Raw genomic sequence first — 26,854 nt, forward strand, 5'->3', positions numbered from 1 at the left:
CGCGCCGCGGCCCGGCGCCGGATCAGCCGCCGCCCGGCGACGCGGCGCGCAGCGACAGGCCCAGCCAGAAGGCGCGGCCCGGCGCCGGCTCGTAGAAGCGGCCGTTGCCGTCGTTGACGATCACGCTGCCGGCGTAGCGACGGTCGGCCAGGTTGTCGATGCGGGCGGTCAGCTCGGCGCGCAGCGCACCGAGGGTCCAGCCATGACGGGCCCGGAGGTTGAGCACGCCGTAGCCGGCGGCCCATTCGCTGTTGAGGTCGTTGACCGCGGTGCGCTTGACGCCGCGCCATTCGACCGCCCACTCGCCGTCGCGCGCCGTCTCGAAGGGCCGCCAGGCCAGCTCGGCGTAGGCGCTGCCGCCGTGGGTGCCGGCGATGCGATTGCCGGACGGCACCGCCACGTTCGCGGATGGACAGGGCGTGCCGACACAGGTCAGGAATCCATCGCGGTAGCGCGCCTTCAGCGTGCCGAGCGCCAGTTGGGCGCGCCAGCGCGGCGTCGCGTCCCAGCTGCCCGCCAGCTCCACGCCGCTGCGCCGGGTGCGACCGACGTTCTGGAAGCTCGACCGCCCGCCGCTGTTGGACAGCACGCCGATCTCATCGCGCGTCGCGACATGGAACACCGCGGCGTCCAGCGAGACCGTCCCCGCGCGCCACTTGGCGCCCAGTTCCTGCTGCATGCTCTTCTGCGGCCGCAGTCCCGCGTTGAAGCCGCCCTGCCCGTCCGCCCGGTAGGCGAGCTCGTTGAGCGTCGGCGATTCGAAGCCGCGGCCGACGGCGGCATGCAGCAGCAGCGCCGGCGTCAACCGCCATCCGAGTCCGACGGCCGGCGTCGCGTAGCGGTAGCGCATCGCGCCCGAGTCGTCGCCGTTGCTCAGGAAGCGGTCGCGCGCGGCCAGGCGCACGCGACCGGCGCGCAGGCCGGCGCTGGCGTCCAGCGTCGCCGTCAGCGGCAGTTCCAGCTGCGCGTAGGCCTCACGGGTGATCGCCTCGTTGCCCTCGTCGCGGCGCAGCGCGCCGGTGACGCCCAGGCGCTGGGCCGCGCCGCTGCCGACGAAGTTCTCGTAGCCCTGGCGGTCGTCCTCCTGGCGTTCCGTGTTCACGCCGGTGACCAGCGTCGCCGCGCCGACGCGCCACAGCGCCCGCGCGTCGATGCCGTCGTAGTCGCGGCTGAAGTCGACCACGCCGCCGCCGCTGCCCGGCGGCGTCTGCGCGGCGACCGGAATGGACTGCCACTGCGTCACCGCGCGCCGGCCCGCATAGGCCGTCAGCACGCTTTCCGCCAGCGGACTTGCCGCCTCGAACTGATGACGCCAGCGCAGGCCGAGCTGCGTCTGCCGGGCGTTCTTGCGGGTGTTGAACTGCGTCGCAGGCGCCGCGGTCTGGTCCGGATCGGCGGCCAGCTGCGCGGCGGTCAGCCCCAGCGGATCCTGCGCGCGCTGGTCGATGTCGCTGAGCATCACCAGCACCTGGTCGCGCGCGCCGGTCCAGGCCAGGCGCCCGTTGGCCAGCGTCCGCCTGGCCGCGCTGTGCGGCCGGCTGCCGTCGACCTCCAGGTGGGACGCGCCCAGTCGCGCCTCCCAGCCGTCGCCGAATGGCGTGCCGGCCTGGAGCCGCGTCTGGCGCAGGCCGGCGCTGCCGGCGTCCAGGTCCAGTTCCGCGAATCGCTCGCGCACCGGCGCGCTCACCAGCGCGATCACCCCGCCCGAGCTGTTGCCGTACAGGGCGGTGAAGGGCCCGCGCAGCACCTCGATCCGCGCGGCGGAGGCCAGGTCGAAGTGCGTCACCTGCCCCTGGCCATCGGGCATCGTGGCCGGGATGCCGTCGGTGTACAGGCGCAGCCCGCGCACGCCGAACGGGGCCCGCGCGCCGAAGCCGCGCGACGAGAGTTGCAGGTCCTGCGCGTAGTTCTGCCGGTTGTTGGCGGTGAGGCCGGGCACGCGATTCAGGGCCTCGGACAGATGGATGCCGGGGCCGGCGCCGCGCAGCGTGTCGGCGTCGACCACCGACGCCGCGTAAGGCGCGTCCTGCAGCGCGCGCTCGGACGTGCTGCCGGTGACCACCACCGCCGGCAGCGCGGCCGGCTGTCCCTGCGCCACGGCCAGTCCCCATCCCCACAGCGCCGCGGCGCCCATCCATTCCCTCGTCGATCGCATGAAGTCCCCGGTGAATGACGGACCGCGACGATACGCGGCCCGGCGCCCGAGGGAGCAATCGGGATGCCAGCGGCTGGCGAGGCGCGCCGGGTCCGGGCACCTCGCTTGCTGGACCGCACGAGGTGCCGCGCCCGGACGCGGCGTCCCGGTCCGCGCACGGACCGATCCCGTCTGGAGTCCGCATGAACGACAACACCTTCCGGCGCCTCGCGCGCCCAGCCGCCGCCGGCCTCGCGCTGACGGCCCTCGCCGCCGTCGCGGCGCTCGGCCATCAGGCCGTGCTCGCGCTCGAGGCGCAGACCGCCACGCCGCCCGGCTACGGGCCCAACCCGACGCTGCCCGAGCCGCAAAGGACGCTGGTGCCGACGGTCAAGGTCGCCAAGGCGGTCGGCTGGCCCGCGGGCGGCAAGCCGCAGGCGGCGCCCGGGCTGGCGGTCACGCGCTTCGCCGACAAGCTGGACCACCCGCGCTGGCTGCATGTGCTGCCCAACGGCGACGTGCTCATCGCCGAGACCAACGCGCCGGAGCGCCCCGATGACGGCAAGGGCCCCAAGGCCTGGATCACCAAACAGTTCCAGAAGAAGGCCGGCGCCACGCCCAAGAGCGCCAACCGCATCACGCTGCTGCGCGACACCGACGGCGACGGCGTCGCCGACCAGCGCTTCGCCTTCGCCGAGGGCCTGAACTCGCCCTTCGGCATGGCGCTGATCGGCAACAACTTCTACGTCGCCAACACCGACGCGGTGGTCCGTTTCCCCTACGCGAGCGGGCAGGCCCGGTTGGCCGGCGCGCCGGTCAAGGTGGCGGACCTGCCGGGCGGCACGATCAACCACCACTGGACCAAGAGCCTGATCGCCAATGCCGAGGGCACCAAGCTCTATGCGGGCATCGGTTCCAACAGCAACATCGCGGAGAACGGCCTGGAGAACGAGCAGCGTCGCGCCGCGATCCTGGAGATCGACCTGCAGAGCGGCGCCTCGCGCGTCTTCGCCTCGGGGCTGCGCAACCCGGTGGGCCTGGCCTGGGAGCCCACCAGCAAGGCGCTGTGGGTGGCGGTGAACGAGCGCGACGAGCTCGGCGACGACCTCGTGCCCGACTACATCACCTCGGTGCGCGACGGCGGCTTCTACGGCTGGCCCTACAGCTGGTACGGCCGGCACGTCGACGAGCGGGTCAAGCCGCAGCGGCCGGAGCTGGTCGAGCAGGCGCTGGTGCCGGACTACGCGGTCGGCGCGCACACGGCCTCGCTGGGGCTGGCCTCGGCGGACGGCAACAAGCTGACGCAGGACTATGCGCACGGCATGTTCATCGGCCAGCACGGCTCCTGGAATCGCAAGGTGCCCGCGGGCTACAAGGTCGTCTTCGTGCCCTTCGTCGGCGCCAAGCCCAGCGGCATGCCGATCGACGTGCTGACCGGCTTCCTCGACGCCAAGGGCCAGGCGATGGGCCGGCCGGTGGGCGTGGCGATCGATCGCCAGGGCGCGCTGCTGGTGGCGGACGACGTCGGCAACGCGATCTGGCGCGTGACTGCGGCCGGCGCCGCCGGGCCTCGCGCGGCTTTCCCGGCCGCGGCCGGCGCGGCCAGCACGCCGGCTTCCCGCTGAGGAGCCGCGCATCGCGCCGTCGCGCCCTTCCCTTTCGACGGCAGCATTTGAGAATGGCACTTCGGTGCCATTTTCATTTTTATGCGCAATATATTGCTGATTTCTTGACACCGATCTAGCAATAAACTACGGTTTATCCTTCGATCAGCAATTCATTACCATGCTCACCCTCCCGGAAATCGCCGACACCCTGCGCGACGCGGCCAAGCGCAACGGCTGGACGCAGGCGCGCCTGGCGGAATCGTCCGGCGTGTCGCCGCGCACGCTGACCCATGTGCTGAGCGGCGAAGAGGACTTCCGTCTCACCACGCTGATGGCCCTGGCCGACCGGCTGGGCCTGGAGTTGCTGCTGGTGCCCAAGGGCGCGGCGCGGGCGCTGGGCGCGGGCGAGGAGCTCGGCCCGCCGGTCCGGTCCGTCGTCACCGAGGCGCTGGACGCGCTGCACGCGCCCGCCGGTCCCTCTGCCAAGGGGCCGCGATGAACGTCAAGGCGCTGGCCATCCACCTGGGGGAGCTCCGCCTGGGCGTGCTGTTCCAGTACGCGCTGCCCGGCGCGGCGGTCACCAACCGCTTCGTCGCCGACGAGGATCTGGTCGCGCGCGCCGGCGCCGTCATGCCCACGCTGTCGCTGTCGATGCGCGCGGCCACGCCGCAGGCGCAGGCGGCGGTCTGGCGCGACATCCGGTCCGCCAGCTTCAACGGTCGCCACTCCGCGAAGAACGGCTGGCTGCTGCCGGCCTTCTTCCAGAACCTGCTGCCCGAGGGCGTGTTCCGCGACCACGTCGCCGCGCTGCGCCAGTGCGCCCCGACCGACCACTTCGAGATGCTGGCCGCCTGCGGCAAGGATCTGCCCGGCAAGGTCCACGCGCTGCCGGTGGCGTTGTCGCGGGACGAGCTCGCCCGCTACGTCACCCAGGGCCAGGACGCGCTGGAGATGTCGGTCACCGCCGATCCGCTCGAGGAAGGCGTGTCGCTGTCGGGCGTGCAGCCCAAGCTCGGCGTGATCCGCGATGGCGACCGCTACGTCGGCCGCACCAAGGACCACGACACCCACATCATCGCCAAGCTGCCGGTCGTCGGGCAGCCGCTGCTGCCGGAGGTCGAGGACCTGACGCTGCGCCTGGCGCGCGCGGCCGGCGTGGACACCTGCGACGCGGCGCTCGAGCCGCTGGAGCGCCTGGGCCTGCCGCATGGCTACGACCTCGGCGATGCGACCGGGCAGACCCGCTTCCTCGCGGTGACGCGCTTCGACCGCTCGCCGGCCGGGCGCATCCACGTCGAGGACTTCGCCCAGATCCTGGGCCGCATGCCGGAGGACAAGTACGGCGGTGGCCCCGACGGACGCCCGGTGACCTACCTCGACATCGCCGCGGTGCTGATGGCCGAGCCCTCGATGGGGCAGCCGGCGGTGCACGAGCTGCTGCGCCGGCTGGTGGTCAACGAGATGGTCGGCAATGCCGACATGCATCTGAAGAACCTCGGCGTGCGCTACCTCGACGGCCTCACGCCGACGCTCTCGCCGGCCTACGACCTGGTCGCCTACGCGGTGTACCACCGCCTGCGCGGCCATGCGCTGCTGATCCTGCCGCCGGAGTACCTGCCGCGGGCCGCGCGGGCTTCCGAAGGCGCGGCGACGGCGCCGCAGTCGATGTCGCCGGCGCTGCTGCAGGCCTTCTGCGACCGGCTGCGCATCCCGGTCAAGCCGGCGGAGCAGGCGATCTCGCGCTGCGTCAAGGCGGCCTTCGCGCACTGGCCCGAAATGATCGAGGCGTCCCTGCTGACCGCGCAGCAGAAGCAGCGGCTGCTGGCGCACTTCCAGGCGCATGAGCTGGTGGCATCGCTGGCGCGACGCGCGGCACGCACCGCCGCAAAGGCCCAGACGGCCCAGTCTGTCCAGACGGCACAGGCATCCCCCTCGGCACAGACGGCCCCCATGGCCGAACGCCCCGGCGGCGAGGCGGCCTCCGGCTGAGGCCCATGGACGCTCAGGCGTCCTGCTGCCGCTCGTACTCCGCGCTCTCCTGGGCGAGTTCGTCGCGCCACTGCCGTTCCAGCTCGTCGCGACGGCGCCGCAGCGCGGTCGACAGCGACGACCAGTCCACCGACGAGGCATGCGTCAGCCGCGGCAGGATGCCCTGCTCCACGTCCTTGGCGTGATGGCTGACGTAGCGGCCCAGCACGCCGACCAGCGGCGCGAACTGCGCGTCGTCCGCGCGCATGCGCCGCAACTGCGACATCAGGATGCGCACGACCAGGTGCTCGATCTCGGCCTCGTTGATCAGCCGGCGCTCCACGGCGCCGACCTCCGGACACTTGCGCACCGCCGGGTAGAACAGCTCTTCCTCCAGCGTCGCATGCACCGTCAGCAGCGCGCAGGTGCGGCGCACCAGCGCCTCGCAGGACTCGTGGTCCCCCAGCGCCCAGAGCCGGTCGAACTGGTGGAAGGCGTGCTGCGCGCGCTGGTGGTCGTCGATCAGGAGGGCCACGACCTCATCCCGCGCCATCAGGTCGGCGCGGAACTCGGTCCTCGGCAGGACATGGGCTCTCATGCCGGTTCCCCTTGCTCGAGGCACTCCGCCAGCGGCTGCGCCAGGCGTTGCCTGGCCGGCGTGGCGTGGTCGTCGTGATAGCGCCGGGGGCCGTCGGGGTGGACGCCTGGATCGTCCGGATGCTCATGGGGCGCCTGCTCTGGGCCGGGCGCGGGCGGCTCCGCGGGCGCGGTTTCTTCGGAGCGCTTCGGCGCCTCGGTCGGGCCTGGCGCGGGCGGCGAGGCGGCGTCCGGCCCCTCCCACAACTGCTGCCAGGACGACTCCCCGAGCGCCTGCGCATCGAGCGGCGCTTCGCCGAGTGCCTCGATCACGCCCAGGGTCCGCAACTCGCCGCTGAGCGGATCGCGGCGGCGGAAGCGCCGGTCGCGCACGCGGTAGAGGTGCAGGTCGGCGCCGATCATCCGGTACTCGCGCACATGCCCGTCGCCATGCGGCAGATCGTCGGCGCAGAACGGCCGCGGCAGCTCGCCGGCATCGGCCGGCAGCACCGCGTGGTTCCACTGGATCGGGTCGTCGAGCAGCGACTGCGGGGTCAGGCCGAGCAGCCCTTCCACCGAGGCGCTGACATGCAGCAGGCGTTGACTCGCGACGTCGGCGCACCACACCAGGTGCCAGGGCGTCTCGAAGGCCTTGTCGTTCATGAGGCGGGTCTCCTTGGAACTTCCGGAGGGCGGGTGGCGCGGGCGGGGAACCGCCTTCGACAGGCTCCGGGCAATCGCGGTGCCGTCCCCGATCCGGGGACAGCGGCCGCGCATCGCCCCCCCGGCGCGCCGCTCGGAGCGCGCTGGGGGAACCGGCGTCGGAGCCAAGGTCGAAGGCGGCATGGAAGGCGGCGTCGGGCTGATCCTCAAATGGCGCCCACGCTGCCGGTCACCGGCAGCACGATGCCAGTCACGTAGCCCGAGCACACCGGCGAGGCGAGGTAGACGTAGGCCGGCGACAGCTCCTCGGGCTGCGCGGCGCGTTTCATGTCGCTGGTGGCGCCGAACTCGGACACCTTCTTGGCGGGCGAGTCGGCCGGGTTGAGCGGCGTCCACACCGGCCCGGGCGCGACCGCGTTGACGCGGATGCCTTGCGGCAGCAGGTTCTGCGCCAGCGACTTGGTGAAGGCATGGATCGCGCCCTTGGTCGAGGCGTAGTCCAGCAGCGTCGCGCTGCCGCGCAGGCCCACCACCGAGCCGGTGTTGATGATGCTCGCGCCCTGCTTCAGGTGCGGCAGGGCCGCCTGGGCCATGTGGAAGTAGCCGAAGATGTTGGTCCGGAAGGTCAGCTCCAGCCGTTCCTCGGTCAGGTCGGCCAGCGTCTCGGCGTGCTCCTGGAAGGCCGCGTTGTTGACCAGCACGTCCAGCCGTCCGAAGCGCTGCACGACCTTCTGCACTGCTTGCCGACAGAACTCCCGGTCCTGCACGTCGCCCTTGATCAGCTCGCACTGGCGGCCCTCGGCCTCCACATGGCTGGCGGTCTTGCGCGCGTCCTCGTCCTCGCTGAGGTAGACGATGGCCACGTCCGCGCCCTCGCGGGCGAACAGCACCGCCACCGCGCGGCCGATGCCGGAGTCCCCGCCGGTGACGATCGCCGTCATGCCCTCGAGCTTGCCGCTGCCGCGGTAGTCGGGCGCCAGGAAACGCGGCGCGAGGTCGAGATCGCCCTCCTCGCCCGGCTTGTCCAGGTGTTGCGTGGGGAAGCGGCTGGGCTGCTCGCGCGCGCCGGCCTGCACCGGCTCGTCCTTCGAGGACTTCCTGCCGGCTTCCTTGGCCTGCTTCTCCTGGTCCTTGACGTCCTGCTGATGCTGCACGTGCTGCTGCTTCTCCACGGTGTCCTTCGCGGTCTTCGTCGTCATGGGGTACTCCTTGGGAACGGTCGTCGATGCCGGGATTCGGCAAGCGCCGGACCGGGCTGCGCGCCTCCATGGCGGCGAAGCCGCCACTTGAAACCGGGCGCGCCGCTTGCAGGCACCCGTGCGACACAAGGACCGCTCATGACGCCATTCGCTCCGCCGCTCCACGCCCACACGGTGCCGCCCAGCCCGCCGCATCCGAACGAGGTGCCTTTCGTGCCGCCGCCGCCGCATGGCCCCACGCCGGAGCCGGACGACCAGCCGCCCGACGTCATCGATCCGCCCATCCCCGGCGAAAACCCGATCCCGGTGCGCGAGCCGCCCTACATGCCGCCGCCCACCGCCATCAACTGACTTCGGGCGGCTGGGCGAGCGGGCGAATCGCGGGCGGTGCGTTCGGAGAGAGGCGCGCACCAGCATCGGGCGGCACGGCGATTGCCAATGACAGGGGCTTGTTTCCCTCTGTCACAGGAGTCGCCTTTGAATGCATTGCTGCTCCCGGCGCTGCGCCGGGCATGCGCCGACGGCGTGTTGGCCAGCCTGTTCTCGGGGCTGGCGCTGTTGCGCGGCAGCCGGTCCGACCATGCCCATCTGGTCGGTCGTTCCGAGTACCGCGTCGGCCGTCCGCCGCTGAAATCCTCCGCCGCCAACCTTTTGCTACACACCGCCACCGGCCTGGTGTGGGGCGCGCTCTACGACCGCCTGCGGGCCCTGCGTGACCGCCCCACCCGCGGCAACGCCGTCACCGACGCGCTGCTGCTCACGGCCGTCGCGGTCGGCGTCGACCGCGTCGTCACGCCCAGCGTGCTGACGCCGGGCGCCGACAAGCGCGCCACCGCCGCCGGCACGCGCCCACCTTCGGCGATGAGCCTGCTGATGATCTACGGCGGCTTCGCGGCCGGCCTGGCGCTGGGCGGCATGCACGCGCTGCGCGACCATCCCCGCGCCAGCGCGGACGCTGAGAACGACAGCGACTACGGCGACTACGACGAGGACTTCGACGTCCTGGCAGACCCTGCGCCCCGACGCGCAGGCAGCCGGGCATGAAGTCGCTGCATCTCCAGATCCGTTTCCTGGTTCCGCTGCTGATCACGCTGACCGTCGCGGCGCTGCTGGCGCTGCCGCTGCTGGACCGGATGACGCTGCGCTGGTTCTCGCGCGACCTGAGCGCCCGCGGCGAGATGGTCGCCAAGACCCTCTCCGTCGCCATCGCCGACATCGATCCCACCGCCAAGCGCGACCGCCTGCGCAACCTGCTCGAGCGCGGCGTGCTCGACGAGCGCCTGGTGGGCATCGCCATGTGCGCGGCCGACGGCACGCAGGTGCTCAGCACCAAGGGCTTCCCCGACACGCTGGGCTGCAAGGAGGCCGAGATCACCGCCGCGCGCAAGGATCCGCGGCTGGAGCTGGCCAGCGGCGCGGTGCACGTGGGCGTCTTCCCCGTCAATCCGCAGCAGGCCGACTCCGACCGCCTCGTGCTGCTGCACGACCTCAGCCTGCCCGACCGCCGCAGCCTGGACACGCGGCGCTACATGATCATCTTCATCACGGTGCTGGGCCTGGCGGTCGCGGGCATCACGATGGTCGTGGCGCAGTTGAGCTGGCGCGGCTGGGTCTCCGGCATGCGCGCGATCCTGCGCGGCGAGGGCCTGGTGCGGCCGCTGCTGGGCGGCGCCGCTTCCGACGGCAGTGGCCCGCAGAGCGCGCCGCCGGAGCTGCAGCCGCTGGAGGTCGAGATCCGGCAGCACATCCGCGAGCTCGAGGACAACCTCTACCGCGAGCATGGCCCGCTCACGCCCTGGGACCCCGACCGCCTGCGCGGCCTGCTGCGCACGCAGCTGCGCGGCGACCAGGTCATCGTCGTCTCCAACCGCGAGCCCTACATCCACCAGCGCGGCCCGGGCGGCATCTCGGTCAGCCGGCCCGCCAGCGGCCTGGTCACCGCGGTCGAGCCAGTCATGCGCGCCTGCTCCGGCACCTGGATCGCGCACGGCAGCGGCAGCGCGGACCAGGACGTCGTCGACGCCAACGACCGCGTCGCCGTCCCGCCCGACACGCAGGAGTACGTGCTGCGCCGCATCTGGCTCAGCGACGAGGAAGAGCGCGGCTACTACCAGGGCTTCGCCAACGAAGGCCTCTGGCCGCTGTGCCACGTCGCCCATGTGCGACCGGTCTTCCGCGAATCCGACTGGGCGCAGTACCGCGCGGTCAACCAGCGCTTCGCCGACGCCGTCGTCGCCGAGGCGCGCGGCGACGACCCCGTGGTCCTGGTGCAGGACTACCACTTCGCGCTGCTGCCGGCGATGGTGCGCGAGAAGCTGCCCAAGGCCACGATCATCACCTTCTGGCACATCCCCTGGCCCAACCCCGAATCCTTCGGCATCTGCCCATGGCGGCGCGAGCTGCTGCAGGGGATGCTGGGCAGCACCATCCTCGGTTTCCACACCCGCTTCCACTGCAAGAACTTCACCGAGACCGTGGACCGCTACCTGGAGGCCCGCATCGAGCACGAGCACTCCACCATCAGCTACCAGGGCGAGCCCACGCTGGTGCAGAGCTACCCCATCTCCATCGCCTGGCCGACCGACGAGGAACGCGCCGGCTGGCCCTCGCCGGCGGACGCGCGCGCGGCGGTCTTCGAGCGGCTGGGACTGGCGCCTGACACCGTCATGGCGGTCGGCGTCGACCGCTTCGACTACACCAAGGGCATCCTGGAGCGGCTGCACGCGGTCGAGCGCCTGCTCGAGAAGTACCCGCAGTGGCAGGGCCGCTTCGTCCTCGTGCAGGTCGCCGCGCCCACGCGCAGCGCGCTGGAGGAATACCGCGAGTTCCAGGACCGCATCCACCGCGTCACCGAGCGCATCAACCTGCGCTTCGGCGGCGCGGGCTACAAGCCGGTGCTGCTGCTGGCCGAGCACCACGACCACTCCGCGCTGATGGAGCTCTACCGCGCGGCCCACATGTGCGTCGTCACCAGCCTGCACGACGGCATGAACCTGGTCTGCAAGGAATTCATCGCCGCGCGAGACGACGACCAGGGCGTGCTCATCCTCAGCCGCTTCGCTGGCGCCGCGCGCGAGCTGCCGGAGGCGCTGGTCATCAACCCGTACCACGTCGAGGAAACCACCGATGCCTTGCACCGCGCCGCCACCATGCCGCCGCAGGAGCAGCGCGAGCGCATGGCCAGCCTGCGCATGACGGTGCGCGAGTTCAACGTCTACCGCTGGGCCGGCCGCATGTTGACGGACGCCGGCCAGTGGCGGCTGCGCGAGCGCATCACGCGGCGCGTGCAGCGCCGTGCGCGCGAGTCCGGCGAGGAGGCCCTCACGCCATGAAGCCGGTGCGATACCTGCTCGACGCGGAGGGCCGCGCCGCGCTCGCCCGCCTCATGACCCGCCGACCGCTGCTTGGTTTCGATTTCGACGGCACGCTCGCGCCCATCGTCATGCATCCGGACGAGGCGCGCATCCCGGCGCGCACGGCGGCCCTGCTCGCGCGGCTCGCGGAGCGCGTGCCGATCGCGGTCGTCAGCGGCCGCCAGGTCCTGGACGTCCGGCACCGGCTCGGCTTCAAGCCCACGCACATCGTCGGCAACCACGGCGCGGAGGACGAGTTCGACGGCCCGGACCCGCGCCTGGTCACCACGCTCGAGGCCTTCCGGGAACGGGCGCGGCGCCTGGCGCCGATGCTGGCCGATGCGGGCGCGACCATTGAGGACAAGGGTGCCTCGCTCGCCATCCATTACCGCCTGGCGCCCGACCCGGTGCTGGCGCGCGAGGCGATCGCAACGCTCATGCGCGAGTTGCCGCCGGGCATCGAGGCGGAGCCTGGCAAGCGCGTCGTCAACATCCTGGTCGAGAACGCGCCGGACAAGGGCGACGCCATGCAGCGCCTGGCCCGCCGCTATGGGGCCGAGGCTGGTTTCTACGTCGGCGACGACACCAACGACGAGCCTGCCTTCGAGCGTGCGGGCGACGACTGGGTGACGGTGCGCATCGGTCCTCGCCTGGACCACAGCCACGCGCGCTACTACCTGCAGGAGCAGTCGGAGATCGACGACGTCCTGCGCCTGATGCTCTCGCACCTCGACAGCTCCGGCTCCTACGCGCACCCCTGACGCCGCACGTGACGTCGCAGGACGTCGGTGCAACGGGCTCAGTCCGACCGGGTCCCCTTTTCGGAACTTAAGGAGGGAATTTGGCGGCCGGGGCGGCCGCCAAAGGAGGGAGATGGAGAAAAGGGGACCCGGTCGGACTGAGCGGCGCTCGGTCTCCGCAGAACCAGCCCCTTCAAGGCGCCGGCGACGGCGGCAACGAGGGTTTGATGACGGGTGCCGCCGGCGCTGGCACGTCTTCCACAAGCGCCCTCACCCTGGGCAGCGACTGCGGATAGGTTTTCTGCAGCCAGGCGATGAGCCCTTCCCTCAACTCGCATCGCAGGTCAAAGGCTTTCCCGGAGTCTTTCGCGCTGACCAGCACGCGGATCTGCATGGTGCGCTCGGTGGTCTCGACGACCTGCACGCCGCAGACGCGCCCATCCCAGTGGGCTGAAGCTTTGCACATCGCCATGGCCTTCTCCCGCAGATCCTGGACTGGGAGCGTGAAGTCGACCCACAGCATGACGGTGCCGAGGATGCTGGCGCTGGTGCGCGTCCAGTTCTGGAACGGGTGTTCGATGAACCATTGCAGCGGGATGACGAGCCGGCGTTCATCCCAGACCTTGAGCACGACGTAGGTGGAGGTGATTTCCTCCACCCGTCCCCATTCGCCTTCGATGATGAGCACGTCGTCGAGCCGGATGGGTTGGGCCATGGCGATCTGCAGGCCGGCGAGCAGGTTTCCGAAGACCGAGCGTGCGGCCAGGCCGAAGACGAGGCCGGCGATGCCGGCCGAGGCCAGCAGGCTGGCGCCGACCTGTTTCGCGCGGGGGAAGGTCATCAGCACGAAGGCCAGCGCGGTGAGCATCACCGCGCCCTTGGCCACGCGGGCGAGCACCTTGGTCTGGGTCTGGATGCGGCGTGCCGCGAGGTTGTCCTCGACGTCGGCCGGATGCATCAGCGCCACGCCCTGCGCGACGCCGGTGATCGCCCCGGCGCCGACGGCCGCGAGCGCGAGGATGGTCAGCACGCCCAGCAGGTGTTGCACGCCGCCGATGCCGGCGACGGTATCGGGCACGCCCTGGGCGGCGATCAGCAGGCCGATCAGCGGCAATGCCCAGCGCGCGGGGTTGTCGCAGCGTTTCACCACCGCGGTCAGCAGCGGCGAGAAGCGGGTCAGCCGCAGCGCGATCGGCCGCAGGATCGCGTGCAGCAGGAGCGCGCCCGCCACCACGGCCAGTGCGCCGAGCAACAACTGACCCCACAACAGCAGGTCGGCATCGAGGACGTTGAATCGGGTCTTCCAGGCTTGCATGCGGCCCGGACCGGCAAGTCCCGTTCCGACGCCGGGCCGCCCGCTTGCCGGACGGGGAGTGATTCCACGATCAGGAGACCGACATGGCCGACAGCAAGACCCGCCCGTCGCCCGGCGACGCGTCGCAACCGCGGCGCCTGCTGGACCAGGCGCCGGTCGCGCCGGGCACGCAGGCGCCCGACGCGCAGCCACAGCACCAGGAGGATATGCAGCTGCCGCACGAACGCGACCAGAGCGTGCGCGGCGACTCGACCGGCAGCCACGGTACCGGCGCCGCGGGCGAACGCCAGCGCGAAGTCATGGGCCAGGCGGGCGACGACCTCAAGCAGGGGCAGGTCGACACCGACCTGCGCACCACGCCCGGCCTGGATGCCGAGCGCCGCGACCGGCTGGTCCCCGGACCGGCGCCCGCCGGCCCGACGCGCCGCGGCGGCGGCTGACCACCGCCCCGCGCTTCCACGGCGCACCGCGCGCCCCCACGCCATGCGCCAATGAAAACAGGGCCTCTTCGGGCCCTGTCCTTGTCTCCATCGCGCCTCGGGATTGATCGTCGGTCGTCAGCTGTGCTGGCGGCGCCGCTCAACGGCGTCGATGCGCAGCATCTGGCGGTACTTGGTCACCGTGCGCCGCGCCACCACCAGGCCCTGACGGGCCAGCTGGCGCGTGATCTCGGCGTCGGACAGCGGGTTCTCGGGCCGCTCGGCCTCGATGATGTCCTTGATCAGCCCGCGGATCGCCGTGCCGGAGCACGCGCTGCCGTTGCTGCTCACGATCGCGCGGGAGAAGAAGTACTTGAGCTCGTACACGCCGGTGGGCGTCGCCAGGTACTTGTTGTTGGTCACCCGCGAGACGGTCGATTCATGGATGCCGACCTCGTCGGCGATCTCCTTGAGCCCCAGCGGCTTCATCGCCATCGCGCCGAACTCGAGGAAGTGGCGCTGCCGGCGCACGATCGCGCTGGCCACGTCCAGGATGGTCGAGAAGCGCTGCTCGATGTTGCGCATCGTCCAGCGCGCCTCCTGCAGGTGATTGGCCATCTCGGCATGGCCCTGCTGGCGATGACGCTGGAACAGCTCCGCATAGACCTGGTTCATCCGCACCTTGGGAATGACCGCCGGATTGAGCTGCACCCGCCACTGGCCGCGCACCTTGGTCGTCAGCACGTCCGGCACGATGTAGGCGGCCTGCGTCGTCTCGTAGCGCCAGCCCGGCCGCGGGTCGAAGCGACGCAGCTTCAGGCAGACGGCCTCGGCCTCGGCCACGCTGACGTCCAGCAGCTGTGCCAGCGCCGGCACGTCGCGCGAGGCAAGCAGGTTCAGGTGCTGGGTGATGATGCGCTCGGCCAGCCGGCGGCTGCGGGCGTCTTCGATCTTGGGCAGCTGCAGCAGCAGGCATTCCGCGACGCTGCGCGCGCCCACGCCGAGCGGGTCCAGCGCCTGCACGCGCTTGAGCGCGATCTGCATCTCTTCCAGCGCCACCGGCGGTTGCATCTGGGCCACCGCGGCCAGCTCCTCCAGCGAGCTGCGCAGGTAGCCGTCGTCGTCGACCGATTCGGCCACGATGGTGGCCAGCACCAGGTCGCGCGGCGACAGCCGCAGCACGTTGAGCTGGCTGCGCAGGTGCTCGCGCAGGCAGGTCTGCGCGGCGGTCATCTCGAGCGCGCTGAGTTCGCCGTCTTCGGCCCGGCGCATCGAGCCGGAGCTCTCCGCGCGCCAGATCTCGCGATCGTCCGGCAGCGGCTCCGGGGTTTCGGCCATCACCGGCGACGGCGCCACCGGCACGTCGGCGTCCAGCGGCAGGGCTTCATCCGAGCCCTCGGTGACTTCGAGGAAGGGATTGCGCCCCAGCATGTCGGTGACCATGGTGGAGAAATCCAGCGAGGACATCTGCAGCAGCCGCACGGCATGCTGGAGGCGAGGCGACAGTGTCTGCGACTGCTTGTGCTCGTGCCTGAGTTCCATTGCTCCCACTTGTGAGACTCCTGTCCGGTAGAGGATGAAACTGCCCGCAACCGGTTCCGGAGGTCCCCGCCGCGGAGGACGGGAACGGGTTGCAGGCAGTGCCGGCGAACCGGCCTGATGGTCCTTCTGCGCAAGGACCATGCCACCTCGCCGCGACGGTTTCACATCGCGGAGCCGGCGTCATCCGGCGTGCCTGCCCGAAAGCCGCAAACCCACTGGGCACGGGGCCTGCCGGCGAATTGGCCGGACGCGACGGCGACCTCGGATTCGTCGCTCGCGCGCCGGTCCGCGGCGTCCCGCAAGGTCGCGGGCCCTCTTTCACCGGCTCGATCGAGCAAGGCTTTCGGCACCGTTTACCGATGGCCGGCGTGGCCGTGCCCGCTCGCCGGCGCGCCATTCCAGTCCGTTGGGCGGGTAACCACCCGTACCGTGCCCGGGTCCCGCGCGCCCTCGGGTCATGGACGCGAGCGGCACGACGGCTGGCCCGGGGCTTGCTTCGAGCGTCCGACAGCCCCGTCCCTCCGTCATCCTTACATCTTGCGAGCCGCCACCCTGCCCCCGACCACGATGCGCCGCTGGGCGACGCGGGGCCTCCTCTTGATCGCGCTGGTCTTCCTGTTGAAGGAAGCGAGCGCCATCGTGCTGCCGGTCCTGGTGGCCTTGATCCTGACCTTCGTGCTGGCGCCGGCCGTGCGGACGATGCGGCACCATGGCATGCCCGAATCGGTGAGCGCCGCGATGCTGGTGACGACCGTGGTGGGCTGCAGCGTGCTGAGCGTGGCGCTGCTCGCGGAGCCCGCGGCGCAATGGTGGCAGCGCGCGCCCGAGGCGGTGACGCAGGCGCTGAACCGGGTCGACCGGTGGCGCGCGTCGATTCCGGGTTTCGGCCCGCCGGTCGAGCGGCGCAGCGCCGGCCGCGCGCCCGCCCCGCCCGCCGACCCGGTGCGCGACCGCCTGGCCAGCGAAGGCGTCGCCTTGACGGCGCAGGTGCTGGGCGGCGGCCTGAAGTTCCTGGTGTCGGCCGCGGCGACGACCATCCTGCTGTACTTCCTGCTGGCCTCCGAGCACTGGGTGCTGTCGCGCTGCATCGAACTCCTGCCTCACCGCCCGCGGCTGCGCGCGATGGTGCTGGGAGGACTGCGCGCCGCCCAGCGCGACATCTCGCGCTACGTGGCCTCGGTCACCGCGATCAACGTCGGCATGGGGCTGGTGGTGGCCGGCACGATGTGGATGGTGGACCTGCCCAACCCGGGCCTGTGGGGCGCGCTGGCCGGGCTGCTCAACTTCATCCCCTACCTCGGGCCGCTGATCATGTGCGGCCTGCTGCTGGCCGCCTCGCTGGCCTCGGCGCTGGGCGACGCGGGCTTCGCGGCGATGAGCGCGCCGGTGCTGGCCTACCTCTGCATCCATGGGATCGAATCCAACTTCGTGACGCCGATGGTGATCGGCAAGCGGCTGTCGATGAACCCGCTGTCGGTGCTGCTGTCGGTGATGTTCTGGGGCTGGCTCTGGGGCGTCGCGGGCGCGGTGCTCGCGGTCCCGCTGCTGATCTGCCTGCGCAGCATCAGCCAGCGCAACCGCCACATGCGCCCCGTCGCGGTCTACCTGCGCGGCAGCGACCGGCCCTGCCCGCCGCTGAGCAGCTTGCTGCGCCCGCCGCCCTTGTCGTCGACGCCCTTGTCGCCGGCCGCCGTCTCGGCGGTCCCGCCCTCCTCGACGTCGCCCGTGACTTCCCTCGACGGCGCCGCCCCGGCGGCCCGTCCCGACGCCCTTGAACAGCACCGCCCATAATCTGCCGCCGCGACGCTCCCGCGTCCGCGCCGCCGGCCTCTGGCCGCGGCGGCATGACCGTTCCTCCGCCGCACCGCCCATGCCTTTGCCGATCCGTTCCCGCCTGCTCGTGCTCGTCCTGTCCGTGATGCTGCCGGGCATCATCGCGGCGCTGTGGGTCAGTTGGCGGACCTGGAGCGACGAGCAGGAAGCCACCCTGCGCCACATGCGCGACAGCACGCGCGCGCTCTCGATGGTGGTGGACAAGGAACTGGCGCGCCGCGCCGGCATCGCGCGGGTGCTGTCGCTGTCGCAGATCTTGGACAGCGCGCCGCAGGTCCCGCAGGACGACCTGGCGATGCTGGAGCTGCAGTCGCGCCGCGCGATGCAGGGCTTGTCGGGCTGGGTCGAGCTGAACGCGCCCGGCCGCACGCTGTTCAGCACCCGCCTGGCCAGCGGCCGCGTGCCCGACACGCCGCTCGCGCCGGCGGCCGCCGCGTCCGCACCGGGGCTGGCGGTGACCGGCCCGGCAGCCGTCGCCGCAGCGCCAGCGCCCCTCGAGCTGCCCACGACGGCCGCCTCGCGCCCGGTGCTGGTCCGCGAGGCCGTCCCGCTGATCGAGCAGGCCGTCATCGGCGACCTCGGGCCGGACCCCGCGACCGGCCAGTTGCGCGCGCAGATCGTCCAGCCGATCGAGCGCGGCGGGCATGTCTGGCTCAACATGAGCATCAGCGTCCTGCCGCAGGAGATGCAGCAGATCATCGATGCCCAGCGGCTCCCGCCCGACTGGACCGCCACGATCATGGACGGCCGCGGCACGGTGGTCGCCCGCCACCCGGGCGGCATCAGCTACGCCGGCCGCCCCGGCACCGACGATCTCCGGCGCCTGATGGCCACGCGCGAGGAAGCGCGCTTCGACTCGGTCAACCTGGACGGCAAACCGGTGGTCGGTTATTTCACCAAGTCGCCGCAGGGCTGGACGGTGGTGACCGCGGTGCCGCGCGACAGCGGCATGGGCGGGCTGGGCGGCCGCACCGCGCTGCAGCCGATCGCCATCGGCGCGCTGCTGCTGGTGCTGGTCGGCATGTTCGGCGCGCTGTGGATCAGCCGGCGCATCTCCGGCCCGATCCACGCGCTCAGCGCGATCGCCAGCGAGCTGCGCGCCGGCGAGCCGGTGCGCGCGCCCAAGACCGGCATGCTCGAGTGCGACGAGGTCGCGCTGGCGCTGGCGGACGCCAGCGTCGCGATCCGGCAGGGGCGCTCGGAGCTCGAGGACCGCGTCAACGAGGCCATCGACCGCACCCGCGAGGCCGAGCAGCTCAGCTCGCGCTCGCAGCGCACGGCGGCGCTGGGCCGGCTGACCGGCGGCGTCGCGCACGACTTCAACAACCTGCTGGGCGTCATCAGCAACAGCGCCCACCTGATCCAGCGCAGCCCGCATGCGGAATCGCTGGCGATGCCGCTGGGCGCGATCATGCGTTCGGTCGACGTCGGCAGCCGGCTGACCCAGCACCTGCTGCGGGTGGCGGGCCGCCAGCCGGTGCATCCGCAGGTGGTGGACCTGCGCTCCACGCTCGGCGAGATGAACGAGCTGCTGGCCACCGTGCTGGGCAAGCGCATGCAGCTGACGATGACGATGGCGCCGGACCTGCCGAGCGTGCGCGTCGATCCCTCGGAGCTGGAGCTCGCGCTGATCAACATCGCGCTCAACGCGCGCGACGCGACCAACGGCATGGGCGAGATCACGCTGGAGGCCGGCCGCGCCGCGCCGGGCGACGTCCAGGACCTGGCGCCCGGGGAGTACGTCGCCATCAGCGTCTCCGACCGGGGGCCCGGCATTCCCGAGGACCTGCTGGTGCGCGTCTTCGAGCCCTTCTTCACCACCAAGCCGGTCGGCAAGGGGACCGGCCTGGGCCTGAGCCAGGTGCTGGGTTTCTGCGTGCAGGCCGGTGGCACCGCGCGCATCGCCAGCCAACTGGGCGCCGGCACGACGGTGACCCTGCTGCTGCCGGCGCGCAGCAGCGCGTCCGCCGGCGGCGGCGCCCGCGACGAGGTGGCGCAACCGGAGACGCGCGCCAACGCGCTGGCCGGCGCGCGGGTGCTGCTGGTCGAGGACAACGAGGAGCTCAACCGCGTCACCGCCAGCCTGCTGCGCAGCTTCTCGTGCCAGGTGCTGACGGCCAAGGACGCCGACGAGGCGCTGCAACTCTTCGGCAGCGGCGCGGCGGTGGACGTCGTGCTGTCGGACGTGGTGATGCCTGGCTCGATGGACGGCCAGGCGCTGGCGCGCGAGCTGCGCAAGCGCCGGCCGGGCCTGCCGGTGGTGCTGATCAGCGGCTACAGCGAGGCGCTCACCGCCGAGTCCTCCTTCATCGTGCTGCGCAAGCCGGCCTCGCCCTCGCAGATCCTGGAGGCGCTGCGGCGCGCGATGGGCCTGCCCACGGGTATGTGACTTGCTGAATCCAGGCATCTCCACTCCCCAACGGAAGGACTGCCATGGACAACAAGGATGTCATCGACGAGCTGAACACCCTGATCGAGACCTGCAAGGACGGTGAATACGGCTTCCTCAGCTGCGCCGAGCACGTCAAGAGCACCAGCCTGCGCGAAGTCTTCGCGCAGCGCGCGGCGGACTGCCGCCAGGCCTGCTCGGAGTTGCAGCAACTGGTGCGGCAGCACGGCGGCACTCCCGAGGATGACGGCAGCGCCACGGGCGCGATGCACCGTGGCTGGGTCGCGGTCAAGGGGACCCTGACCGGCTACAGCGACAAGGCCATGCTCGAGGAATGCGAGCGCGGCGAGGACGCCGCCGTGGGCCGCTACCGCAAGGCCGCGCAGAAGGCCCTGCCGGCCGGCGTGCTGGAAGTGGTGCAGCGCCAACTGGCCGGCGTGCTGCGCAACCACGACCAGATCAAGCTGCTGCGCGATCAGGCGCGTAACGCCGAGAAGGTGTAAGGCCTCCCCTGGACCGCACGGGAGCGCGCCGCTGGCGCGCTCCTCGTCGTTTCAGCGTGGGTCCTGGCGAGGGCCTTGGCGCGAATCGTGAGACGGCGCAGCGGCTTCGTCCCGGGCCGCAGCGCGGTCTGAAGCGCCTGCCGCCGCCGCGCCCTGCGCCTGCCGCGCCTCCTCGCGCTGCTGCTTGCGGCCTTGGAGGAATCCGGCGATCACGCCCAGCAGCAGCTGCGTCACCTCGGGCCCGAGGCGGCCGCGCACGCGCGTCGGCATCAGGCCCCACAGCACCGTCAGCAGCTGCAGCATGCCGAGTTCCGGCCGGCCGCCGCCGCCCTCGTGCGCCGGGCCGGCGGCCGCGTCGCGATCATGGGCGTGGAAGGCCCGCGCGGTCGCGTCGTGCCGCCCGCCGCGCTCATGCCGCGCAGGACGGCGACGCTTGCCCCGCACCAGCCGCCAGAACAGCCAGCTCGCGCCGGTGCCCACGGCCGGCAGCAGCCAGCGGCTCGGCACCATCACGGCCCTGCCGCGCTGCTGCAGCGCCTCCCAATGCAGGCGGAACTCCAGGTCGCGCCGGACCACCCGCAACTCGGCCATCTCGATGCGCAGGTTGAGGTCGTCGATCGTCTCCGTCGCGAGCTCGCGATCGGGGACATCGGGAATGCGGCGGGGATCAGGGCGGGGTTGAGGTGTGGCCATCGGCGCTCGGTGCCTCGGGATCCATCGGATCGTTGAACAGCCAGTGGAACTGGCGACGCGAGGCCGGCAGCGCCAGCATCGGCGCCAGCGCCTTCATCGCGGCCACCACCCACAGCAGCAGCAGCAGGTTGACGGCCAGGATGCCGGCGAAGGCCCAGGGCCAGCTCAGCCCCAGGTGCACCGCCAGCGCCGCCAGCAGCGCCCACAGCGCGAGCCAGGCGGTCGCGCCAGCGATCGCGGCCACGACGCCGAGGATCGCCAGGCTGACCAGCCCGTGCCGGGCCCGGCGGAGCTCCAGCGCCAGCAGCAGCAAGCGGCCGGAGAGCATGCCGCGCGCGGCGCGGGCCATGCCCTGGAGCTCGCCCATCCAGCCCTGCCCGCCCGGCGGCGCCGCGGCGCCCGGCGAGGCGTCGGCGGCGCTGCCCGGCGGCGTCCCGGAGGGCGGCGACGGCGGCGGCGGAAATGGCGGCGGGAACGGGGGCGGGAAGGACGGCGAGCCGTGCGGCACGTCGCTCATGGGCGCGCCGGGCTCAGCGCGTCAGACGCGCGATCAGCAGGCCCACCGCCAGCGCGGTGCCCACGGCCATCAGCGGATGCTCGCGCACGTTCGCGCGCAGGCTGTCGCACCACTCGTTGCCGGTGGTGCGCAGCCGGTCGGCGCGCTCGTGCAGCAGCTCGTTCGTGTCTTCCAGGCTTTTCTGCAATTGCTGCGCCTTCGGCGCGGCGGTCGTCGCCAGGCGGTCGATGGTGGCGTGGGCCTTGTCGGCGACGCGATTCACCAGGTCGACCGCGGCGGTGCTGGACGGCGCGCTGCCGTTGGCGATCTTGGCGGCGTCGTCGGCCGTCGTGAACGGCACGGACTTGTCGCTCTTCTCGTTGTTGGGCGTGGTGCTCATGGGAAATTTCCTTTCGTCGTGCACGAGGGCGGCGGGAGTGCCGGGACAGTAATCGGGATGACGGCAAGCCGCGTGCCGTCATTCGCCGGCGCGATTCACAGGTGCGATTCAGCGCGGCAGCGGCGGCTTCGGATGAGCGTCCAGGCCGCGGTGCGGCGACTCGGCCACCTGCGGCCGGCCGCCTTCGGGCTCGAGCAGCTCCTCGATGATGAAGTGCCCGTAATACTGGGCGCGCTCGGCGCGGTTGCGACGCGCGATCTCGGCGATCTCTCGCGCCTGCGCATCGTCCTTGGCCTTGACGACCAGGAAGTGGTAGCCGCGTTCGGCCAGCTCGCCATGGCTGCGCAGGAGATTGATCTCCTGCCCGATCGCCGCCAGCGGGCTGGCATGGCGCAGGTCGCGCTCGACCAGCTTCACCATCTCGCGGTCGTCCACCGCGTGCAGGTCGCCCTCGGCGATGCCGTGCGCCGCCAGCGCGGCGCGCGCCTGGCCCGCCTCGGCGGCGCCGGGGAAGCTGATCACCAGGTGGTCCACCGGCTTGTGGACGCCGAAGCTGGTGGGACGGTCGTCGTCGCTGCCGCCGGCGGCGCCGGCTCGGGTACTCGTGGCCATGAGGGGCTCCTTGGAGTGGCGAGTCTTCCTCCGCAAGGCAAGCCTCGTACCCATCGCGCGCTTCGCCTTTCCCGATCGCGAAGCGCGAAATCCCAAGCCCCCGACATCGTGTCAGGGCCGTTGACGGATCGGTCGTCGGGCGGTTACACCGCTGGAGCCGAATGCGTGACATCCCCAAGGATTGGGGACGCCGCCGGGCACGGCGATTGCCCTTTTTCGCGACCAACTGAAGGACCAGGGAAGGAGCGAAACGATGAACGACGGTCTCACGTCGGTGCTGTACATCGAAGACAGCCCGCTCAACGTCATCGTGATGGAGGCGATGTTCGAGCAACGCCGCGACCTGCGGCTGCATGTGGCCGAGGCCGGCATGCCGGCCTGGCGCCTGAGCGCGCGGCTGCAGCCCTCGTTGCTGCTGGTGGACCTGAACCTGCCCGACTGCCACGGTTCCGACCTGCTGAAGCTGCTGCGCATGCGACGCGGCTGGGCGCAGGTGCCGGCGATCGCGGTGACCGCCGATTCCGATTTCGACGCGCTCGGCGCGGGCTTCCTCGAGCTCTGGGCCAAGCCGCTGGACGTGCGCAAGACGCTGGACCGCCTGGCCGAGCTGCTGCCGCCGCCGCGTGGCGGGCAGCACCTGGGCGCCGAACGGACGGCGCCGTCCGCCCAGGCGGGTGTCGTCATCGACCCTGCCGCCGACAGCCCGCGCCGCGAGGCCGGCATGATGGCGCGGCACAAGCAGTCCTTGGCCCCGCGCCAGACCGATTACGGCTGGATGCGCTGAACGCGCCGCGGAGGCTGCCCTCGTGACTGTCTGGCTCGACGCCCCCCTCGCCACCCTCTCCCTCCACGACCTCGACTTCTCCCGCGTGCCTGCCGGCAGGCCGGCGCGCGCGCGGCTGCGTCCCGCCGTCTTCCTCGACAAGGACGGCACGCTGACGGTCCCGGACGACGGCGCCATCACCGATCCGGCGCGGCTGCGCCTGATGCCGGGCGCCGGCGAGGCGCTCGCCCGGTTGCAGGCCGCGGGGCTGGCGCTGGTGCTGGTCACCAACGAGAGCGGCATCGCCCGCGGCGCGTTCACGCGGGTCCAGTTCGCCGGGCTGCAGGCGGCGCTGGTGCGGCGCCTGAAGGACGACTTCGGCGTGACGCTCGACGACGTGGCGGTCTGCCCGCATGCGCCCGATGCGCAGGGCCGGCCGGGCTGCCTGTGCCGCAAGCCCGCGCCGGGGATGCTCACCCGCGCCGCGCGGGCGCACGGCCTGGACCTGGCGCGGTCGACGATGGTGGGCGACCTGCTCGACGACGTCGAGGCCGGCCATCGCGCCGGCGCGTCCGGCCTGCTGCTGGACACCGGCGGCGAAACCACCTGGCGGCGCTCGCCGCTGCGCGAGCCCGACGGCGTCTTCAGCGACTGGCCGTCGCTGTGCGATCACCTGCTGCGCGCGCACGCGTCCGCGTGGACCGTTGACGCGCAGGAGCCGCCGCTGGACCCTTTCGACGCGGCGGGCGCGGCGGCCGCTGCGGGCGCGCCGAAGGGCTTGTCGTCGCTGCCGATGTCGCCGTCGAGGCCCGCGGGCGCGGCGCCCGCGCCGACGGCGCCGGCATCGGCGTAGCGATCGCCACGCGCGGCTGCGTCCGCAGCAGCCCCAGCAGCCGGCGTTCGGCGACGCTCAGTCCGGCCAGCGCCGGGGGCGACTGCGTCCAGCGCTGCGTCGGCAGCGCGGCCAACTGGTCCGACTGCGCCCAGGCCAGCACGGCGGGATGGATGTAGGACTTGCGACAGACCGCGGCGGTATTGCCAAGGCGCGCGGCGACGTCCTTCACCGTCTGCTTCTGCGCGTCGACCGGCGCGGTGCCGGCGCGCGCATGCGCCAGCAGCAGGTCCAGCGCGAGCACGCTGGCATGCCAGGTGCGGAACACCTTGGCGCTGCAGGTCGGCCCGCCCGCCTCGGCGAGCCAGTCGTTCACGTCCGAGGCATCGATGCGATGCGCGATGCCGGCTTCATCCTCGTAGCCGAAGAGCTCCTGTCCCGGCAGGTCGCGGCAGCGCCGCACCAGCGCGGCCACGCGGTCGTCGCGCACGGCGAGCTGGTGTCGCACGCCGCTCTTGCCGGGGAAGCTCAGCAGCAGCGCGTCGCCCTTGACCTTCACGTGGCGCGACAGCAGGCTGCTCAGGCCGTAGGAGCCGTTGCTGCGCGCGTACTCGCGATGGCCGATGCGCATCCAGGTGCGGTCCAGCAGCCGCACCAGCGCCGCCAGCACCCGCTCGCGATCGAGGCCGCCGTCGCGCAGTCGGCGCTGCACCTGGCGCCGCAGCCGCGGCAGGCGATGGCCGAAGTCCAGCAGCAGGCCGAACTTGTTCTCGCCCCGCAGCGCCATCCAGTCGGCGTGATAGCGGTACTGCTTGCGTCCGCGCGCGTCGCGCGCCGTGGCCTGGATGTGTCCGTCGTCGCGGGGACAGATCCAGACATCCACATAGGCCGGCGGGATGGCCAGCGCGCGGATGCGCCGCAGCGTGGCCTCGTCCCGCACCGGACGCCCGTCCGCGTCGACATACCGGAAGCCGCGGGCCGCGCGCACGCGGCGCAGTCCCGGTTCATCGTCACAGACCCAGCGCAGTCCCATCGGCTCGTCCTCCTGCCTTCCCCAGGCAGGGCGCATGCCGGGCCGCGCGACGAACGGCGATCGCGCGTGCGACCGCCCGTTACTGCGCGGCCTTGTCGGCCGCCGCCGCGTCCTCCGCGGCGTATTCCTTGAGCCGGTTGTAGAGCGTCTTCAGGCTGATGCCGAGCACGGCCGCCGTCTGCTCCTTGTGATGCTTGTAGTGCTGCAGCGTGGCCAGGATGAAGGCCTTCTCGACCTGCGCCATCGAGCTGCCCAGCGGCATCGTGATCGACGGACCGGACGACTCGCCCGAGCCCGCGACCAGCGTCGGCACCGCGGGCGCCGCGGCGGGCTGCCCCGGCGCCGCGCCGAAGCTGGTCACCGCCGCCGCGGAGGCGGCCGTGGCCGGGATCTCGGCGCCCTCGCCCTTGGGCAGCCATTGCTCGTCGACGATGTCGCCGGCGGCCATCACGTAGGCGCGCTGGACCGCGTTGCGCAGCTCGCGCACATTGCCGGGCCAGTGGTAGGTCTGCAGCTGCGCCAGCGCCTTGGCGGTGAAGCGCTTGTTCTTGCCTTCCTTGGCCGCGATCAGGCGCAGGAAGTGGTCGGCCAGCAGCGGCACGTCGTCCAGGCGGTCGCGCAGCGGCGGCATCTCGATCGGGAAGACGTTGAGGCGGTACAGCAGGTCCTCGCGCAGCTTGCCCGCCTGCACCGCCTGCAGCAGCGGCCGGTTCGACGCGGCGATCACCCGCACGTCGGCATCCAGCGTGGTGGTCGAGCCCACGCGCATGAAGCGCCCGGTTTCCAGCACGCGCAGCAGCTTGACCTGCAGTTCCATCGGCATCTCGGTGAGCTCGTCCAGGAACAGCGTGCCGCCGCTGGCGCGCTCGAAGAAACCTTCGTGCTGCTTGTCCGCGCCGGTGAAGGCGCCCTTCTCGTGGCCGAAGATCTCGCTCTCGATCAGGTTGGGCGAGATCGCGCCGCAGTTGACCGCCAGGAACGGCTTCTTGCGCCGGCGGCTCAGGTCGTGCACCGTCTGCGCGACCAGCTCCTTGCCGGTGCCGCTTTCGCCGTTGATGAAGACCGACACGCTGGTGCCGGCCACGCGCGAGATCTGCTCGTAGATCCGCTGCATCGGCTGGGTGCGGCCCCAGAGCAGGCCGAAGTGGCCGCTCTGCGCCAGGTTGGCGTTCAGCTCGGACACCTCCGCCTGCAGCGCGGCGGGCTTCATCACCCGCGACAGCACGCCCTGCAGCTGCGTGATGTTGATGGGCTTGACCAGGTAGTCGGCGGCGCCCATGCGCAGCGCCTGGATGGAGGTGTCCAGGCTGGCGTGGCCGGTGATCAGCACCACCTCGGAATTGGCCACCAGTTGCGGGTCCTGGAACAGCTCCATCCCGTTGCCGTCGGGCAGTTGCAGGTCGAGCAGCACGACATCGGGCTGCTGCAGCGCGATGTGCCTCCGGGCATCGCGCAAGGTGTGGGCCACCGACACGGTGAATTTCTCGCTCGCAATCAGTTCCTGCAGGGTGGCGACGGAATCGACATCGTCATCCACGATCAACGCATGGGTCACCGGTACATCCTTGTGTGTGGAGGGAACACGCCTGGGCGTGGGGATTCGACGATTCGTGATGAATGTCTGTCGAACCCGGATAACTCATTCTTGCAGCAAGCAGCCGGCTTGCCAGCCCCTGCCTGAATTCATTTGAAAAAAATTCCGGTGACGACCTGGCGATCATCGACCAGGCGCGCACGACATTCGAACAATGGCGCATGAAAACGGCACCGGGAAGCGGTCCGCG

Annotated in this window: 24 protein-coding genes and 1 pseudogene; 13 read left to right on the forward strand and 12 right to left on the reverse strand. The window is 71.8% G+C overall.

Features of this window, described 5'->3' with window-relative positions; all coding sequences use genetic code 11:
- Positions 1-22 precede the first annotated feature (22 nt).
- Positions 23-2,155 (reverse strand): TonB-dependent receptor domain-containing protein, encoded by a 2,133-nt coding sequence (locus tag BM393_RS10860; RefSeq protein ID WP_091724773.1) that lies wholly within the window; start codon positions 2,153-2,155, stop codon positions 23-25.
- A 182-nt stretch (positions 2,156-2,337) separates the two neighbouring features.
- Here BM393_RS10860 and BM393_RS10865 point away from each other — a divergent pair, with 182 nt between their 5' ends.
- The 3 genes from BM393_RS10865 (at position 2,338) to BM393_RS10875 (ending at position 5,730) form a co-directional block, all read left to right on the forward strand.
- A complete protein-coding gene (locus tag BM393_RS10865; RefSeq protein ID WP_091724774.1) occupies positions 2,338-3,759 on the forward strand; it encodes a sorbosone dehydrogenase family protein in 1,422 nt (473 codons plus the stop codon).
- 160 nt (positions 3,760-3,919) lie between these two features.
- Positions 3,920-4,240, forward strand: a complete 321-nt coding sequence (locus BM393_RS10870) for a helix-turn-helix transcriptional regulator (protein ID WP_091724775.1) — start codon at positions 3,920-3,922, stop codon at positions 4,238-4,240.
- Positions 4,237-5,730 carry a type II toxin-antitoxin system HipA family toxin gene (locus tag BM393_RS10875; RefSeq protein WP_091724776.1) on the forward strand — a complete coding sequence of 498 codons (1,494 nt, stop codon included), beginning with the start codon at positions 4,237-4,239 and terminating at the stop codon, positions 5,728-5,730. Before BM393_RS10870 ends, BM393_RS10875 begins: the two co-directional genes overlap by 4 nt.
- Before the next feature lie 13 nt (positions 5,731-5,743).
- On the opposite strand, the gene BM393_RS10880 is transcribed toward BM393_RS10875, so the two are convergent.
- The 3 genes from BM393_RS10880 to BM393_RS10890 all read right to left on the reverse strand — a co-directional run bounded on the left by BM393_RS10880 (position 5,744) and on the right by BM393_RS10890 (position 8,147).
- Complete coding sequence (locus BM393_RS10880; RefSeq protein WP_091724777.1) at positions 5,744-6,307, reverse strand: hemerythrin domain-containing protein; 564 nt, start codon at positions 6,305-6,307, stop codon at positions 5,744-5,746.
- Positions 6,304-6,948 (reverse strand): PAS domain-containing protein, encoded by a 645-nt coding sequence (locus BM393_RS10885; RefSeq protein ID WP_091724778.1) that lies wholly within the window; start codon positions 6,946-6,948, stop codon positions 6,304-6,306. The genes BM393_RS10880 and BM393_RS10885 overlap by 4 nt, the downstream gene beginning before the upstream one ends.
- A gap of 206 nt (positions 6,949-7,154) precedes the next feature.
- On the reverse strand, positions 7,155-8,147 hold the full coding sequence (locus BM393_RS10890) for an SDR family oxidoreductase (RefSeq protein WP_217648416.1): 993 nt from the start codon (positions 8,145-8,147) through the stop codon (positions 7,155-7,157).
- A 138-nt stretch (positions 8,148-8,285) separates the two neighbouring features.
- On the opposite strand from BM393_RS10890, the gene BM393_RS25730 reads away from it, so the two are divergent.
- The 4 genes from BM393_RS25730 to otsB all read left to right on the forward strand — a co-directional run bounded on the left by BM393_RS25730 (position 8,286) and on the right by otsB (position 12,261).
- Positions 8,286-8,498, forward strand: a complete 213-nt coding sequence (locus BM393_RS25730; protein WP_175538128.1) for a hypothetical protein — start codon at positions 8,286-8,288, stop codon at positions 8,496-8,498.
- A 126-nt stretch (positions 8,499-8,624) separates the two neighbouring features.
- A complete protein-coding gene (locus BM393_RS10895) occupies positions 8,625-9,191 on the forward strand; it encodes a hypothetical protein (RefSeq protein WP_141225294.1) in 567 nt (188 codons plus the stop codon).
- On the forward strand, positions 9,188-11,479 hold the full coding sequence (locus BM393_RS10900) for a trehalose-6-phosphate synthase (RefSeq protein ID WP_091724781.1): 2,292 nt from the start codon (positions 9,188-9,190) through the stop codon (positions 11,477-11,479). Before BM393_RS10895 ends, BM393_RS10900 begins: the two co-directional genes overlap by 4 nt.
- Complete coding sequence (otsB, locus tag BM393_RS10905; protein ID WP_091724782.1) at positions 11,476-12,261, forward strand: trehalose-phosphatase; 786 nt, start codon at positions 11,476-11,478, stop codon at positions 12,259-12,261. The genes BM393_RS10900 and otsB overlap by 4 nt, the downstream gene beginning before the upstream one ends.
- A 172-nt stretch (positions 12,262-12,433) precedes the next feature.
- Here otsB and BM393_RS10910 read toward each other — a convergent pair whose 3' ends face one another.
- Positions 12,434-13,555, reverse strand: a complete 1,122-nt coding sequence (locus BM393_RS10910; protein WP_091724783.1) for a mechanosensitive ion channel family protein — start codon at positions 13,553-13,555, stop codon at positions 12,434-12,436.
- 83 nt (positions 13,556-13,638) lie between these two features.
- On the opposite strand from BM393_RS10910, the gene BM393_RS10915 reads away from it, so the two are divergent.
- Positions 13,639-13,995, forward strand: coding sequence for a hypothetical protein (locus BM393_RS10915; protein ID WP_091724784.1), 357 nt, complete (start codon positions 13,639-13,641; stop codon positions 13,993-13,995).
- 117 nt (positions 13,996-14,112) lie between these two features.
- On the opposite strand, the gene rpoN is transcribed toward BM393_RS10915, so the two are convergent.
- A complete protein-coding gene (rpoN, locus tag BM393_RS10920; RefSeq protein ID WP_233218126.1) occupies positions 14,113-15,516 on the reverse strand; it encodes an RNA polymerase factor sigma-54 in 1,404 nt (467 codons plus the stop codon).
- A gap of 537 nt (positions 15,517-16,053) precedes the next feature.
- Here rpoN and BM393_RS10925 point away from each other — a divergent pair.
- The 3 genes from BM393_RS10925 to BM393_RS10935 all read left to right on the forward strand — a co-directional run bounded on the left by BM393_RS10925 (position 16,054) and on the right by BM393_RS10935 (position 20,241).
- On the forward strand, positions 16,054-17,307 hold the full coding sequence (locus tag BM393_RS10925; RefSeq protein ID WP_175538284.1) for an AI-2E family transporter: 1,254 nt from the start codon (positions 16,054-16,056) through the stop codon (positions 17,305-17,307).
- A gap of 79 nt (positions 17,308-17,386) precedes the next feature.
- Complete coding sequence (locus BM393_RS10930) at positions 17,387-19,738, forward strand: ATP-binding protein (RefSeq protein WP_091724787.1); 2,352 nt, start codon at positions 17,387-17,389, stop codon at positions 19,736-19,738.
- Between the two features lie 44 nt (positions 19,739-19,782).
- Positions 19,783-20,241, forward strand: a complete 459-nt coding sequence (locus tag BM393_RS10935) for a PA2169 family four-helix-bundle protein (protein ID WP_091724788.1) — start codon at positions 19,783-19,785, stop codon at positions 20,239-20,241.
- A 51-nt stretch (positions 20,242-20,292) separates the two neighbouring features.
- Here BM393_RS10935 and BM393_RS10940 read toward each other — a convergent pair whose 3' ends face one another.
- The 4 genes from BM393_RS10940 to BM393_RS10955 form a co-directional block, all read right to left on the reverse strand.
- Complete coding sequence (locus tag BM393_RS10940) at positions 20,293-20,934, reverse strand: hypothetical protein (RefSeq protein WP_091724789.1); 642 nt, start codon at positions 20,932-20,934, stop codon at positions 20,293-20,295.
- A complete protein-coding gene (locus tag BM393_RS10945; RefSeq protein WP_091724790.1) occupies positions 20,909-21,451 on the reverse strand; it encodes a hypothetical protein in 543 nt (180 codons plus the stop codon). Before BM393_RS10945 ends, BM393_RS10940 begins: the two co-directional genes overlap by 26 nt.
- 13 nt (positions 21,452-21,464) lie before the next feature.
- A complete protein-coding gene (locus BM393_RS10950) occupies positions 21,465-21,830 on the reverse strand; it encodes a YqjD family protein (protein ID WP_091724791.1) in 366 nt (121 codons plus the stop codon).
- A gap of 108 nt (positions 21,831-21,938) precedes the next feature.
- Positions 21,939-22,442 carry a hypothetical protein gene (locus BM393_RS10955; RefSeq protein ID WP_091724792.1) on the reverse strand — a complete coding sequence of 168 codons (504 nt, stop codon included), beginning with the start codon at positions 22,440-22,442 and terminating at the stop codon, positions 21,939-21,941.
- A 253-nt stretch (positions 22,443-22,695) separates the two neighbouring features.
- Between BM393_RS10955 and BM393_RS10960 the strand changes: the two genes are divergently transcribed.
- Together BM393_RS10960 and BM393_RS26120 are read left to right on the forward strand one after the other, a co-directional pair.
- Positions 22,696-23,226 carry a response regulator gene (locus tag BM393_RS10960; RefSeq protein WP_091724793.1) on the forward strand — a complete coding sequence of 177 codons (531 nt, stop codon included), beginning with the start codon at positions 22,696-22,698 and terminating at the stop codon, positions 23,224-23,226.
- An 85-nt stretch (positions 23,227-23,311) separates the two neighbouring features.
- Positions 23,312-23,797 (forward strand): annotated as a pseudogene (locus tag BM393_RS26120) (D-glycero-alpha-D-manno-heptose-1,7-bisphosphate 7-phosphatase); the annotation flags it as partial.
- Between the two features lie 52 nt (positions 23,798-23,849).
- Here BM393_RS26120 and BM393_RS10970 read toward each other — a convergent pair.
- Together BM393_RS10970 and BM393_RS10975 are read right to left on the reverse strand one after the other, a co-directional pair.
- Positions 23,850-25,070, reverse strand: a complete 1,221-nt coding sequence (locus BM393_RS10970; RefSeq protein ID WP_091724795.1) for a DNA topoisomerase IB — start codon at positions 25,068-25,070, stop codon at positions 23,850-23,852.
- A gap of 79 nt (positions 25,071-25,149) precedes the next feature.
- Positions 25,150-26,625 (reverse strand): sigma-54 dependent transcriptional regulator, encoded by a 1,476-nt coding sequence (locus BM393_RS10975; RefSeq protein ID WP_091724796.1) that lies wholly within the window; start codon positions 26,623-26,625, stop codon positions 25,150-25,152.
- Between the last annotated feature and the right edge of the window lie 229 nt (positions 26,626-26,854).

The organism is Mitsuaria sp. PDC51, assembly GCF_900113225.1.
Classification (GTDB): domain Bacteria; phylum Pseudomonadota; class Gammaproteobacteria; order Burkholderiales; family Burkholderiaceae_C; genus Roseateles.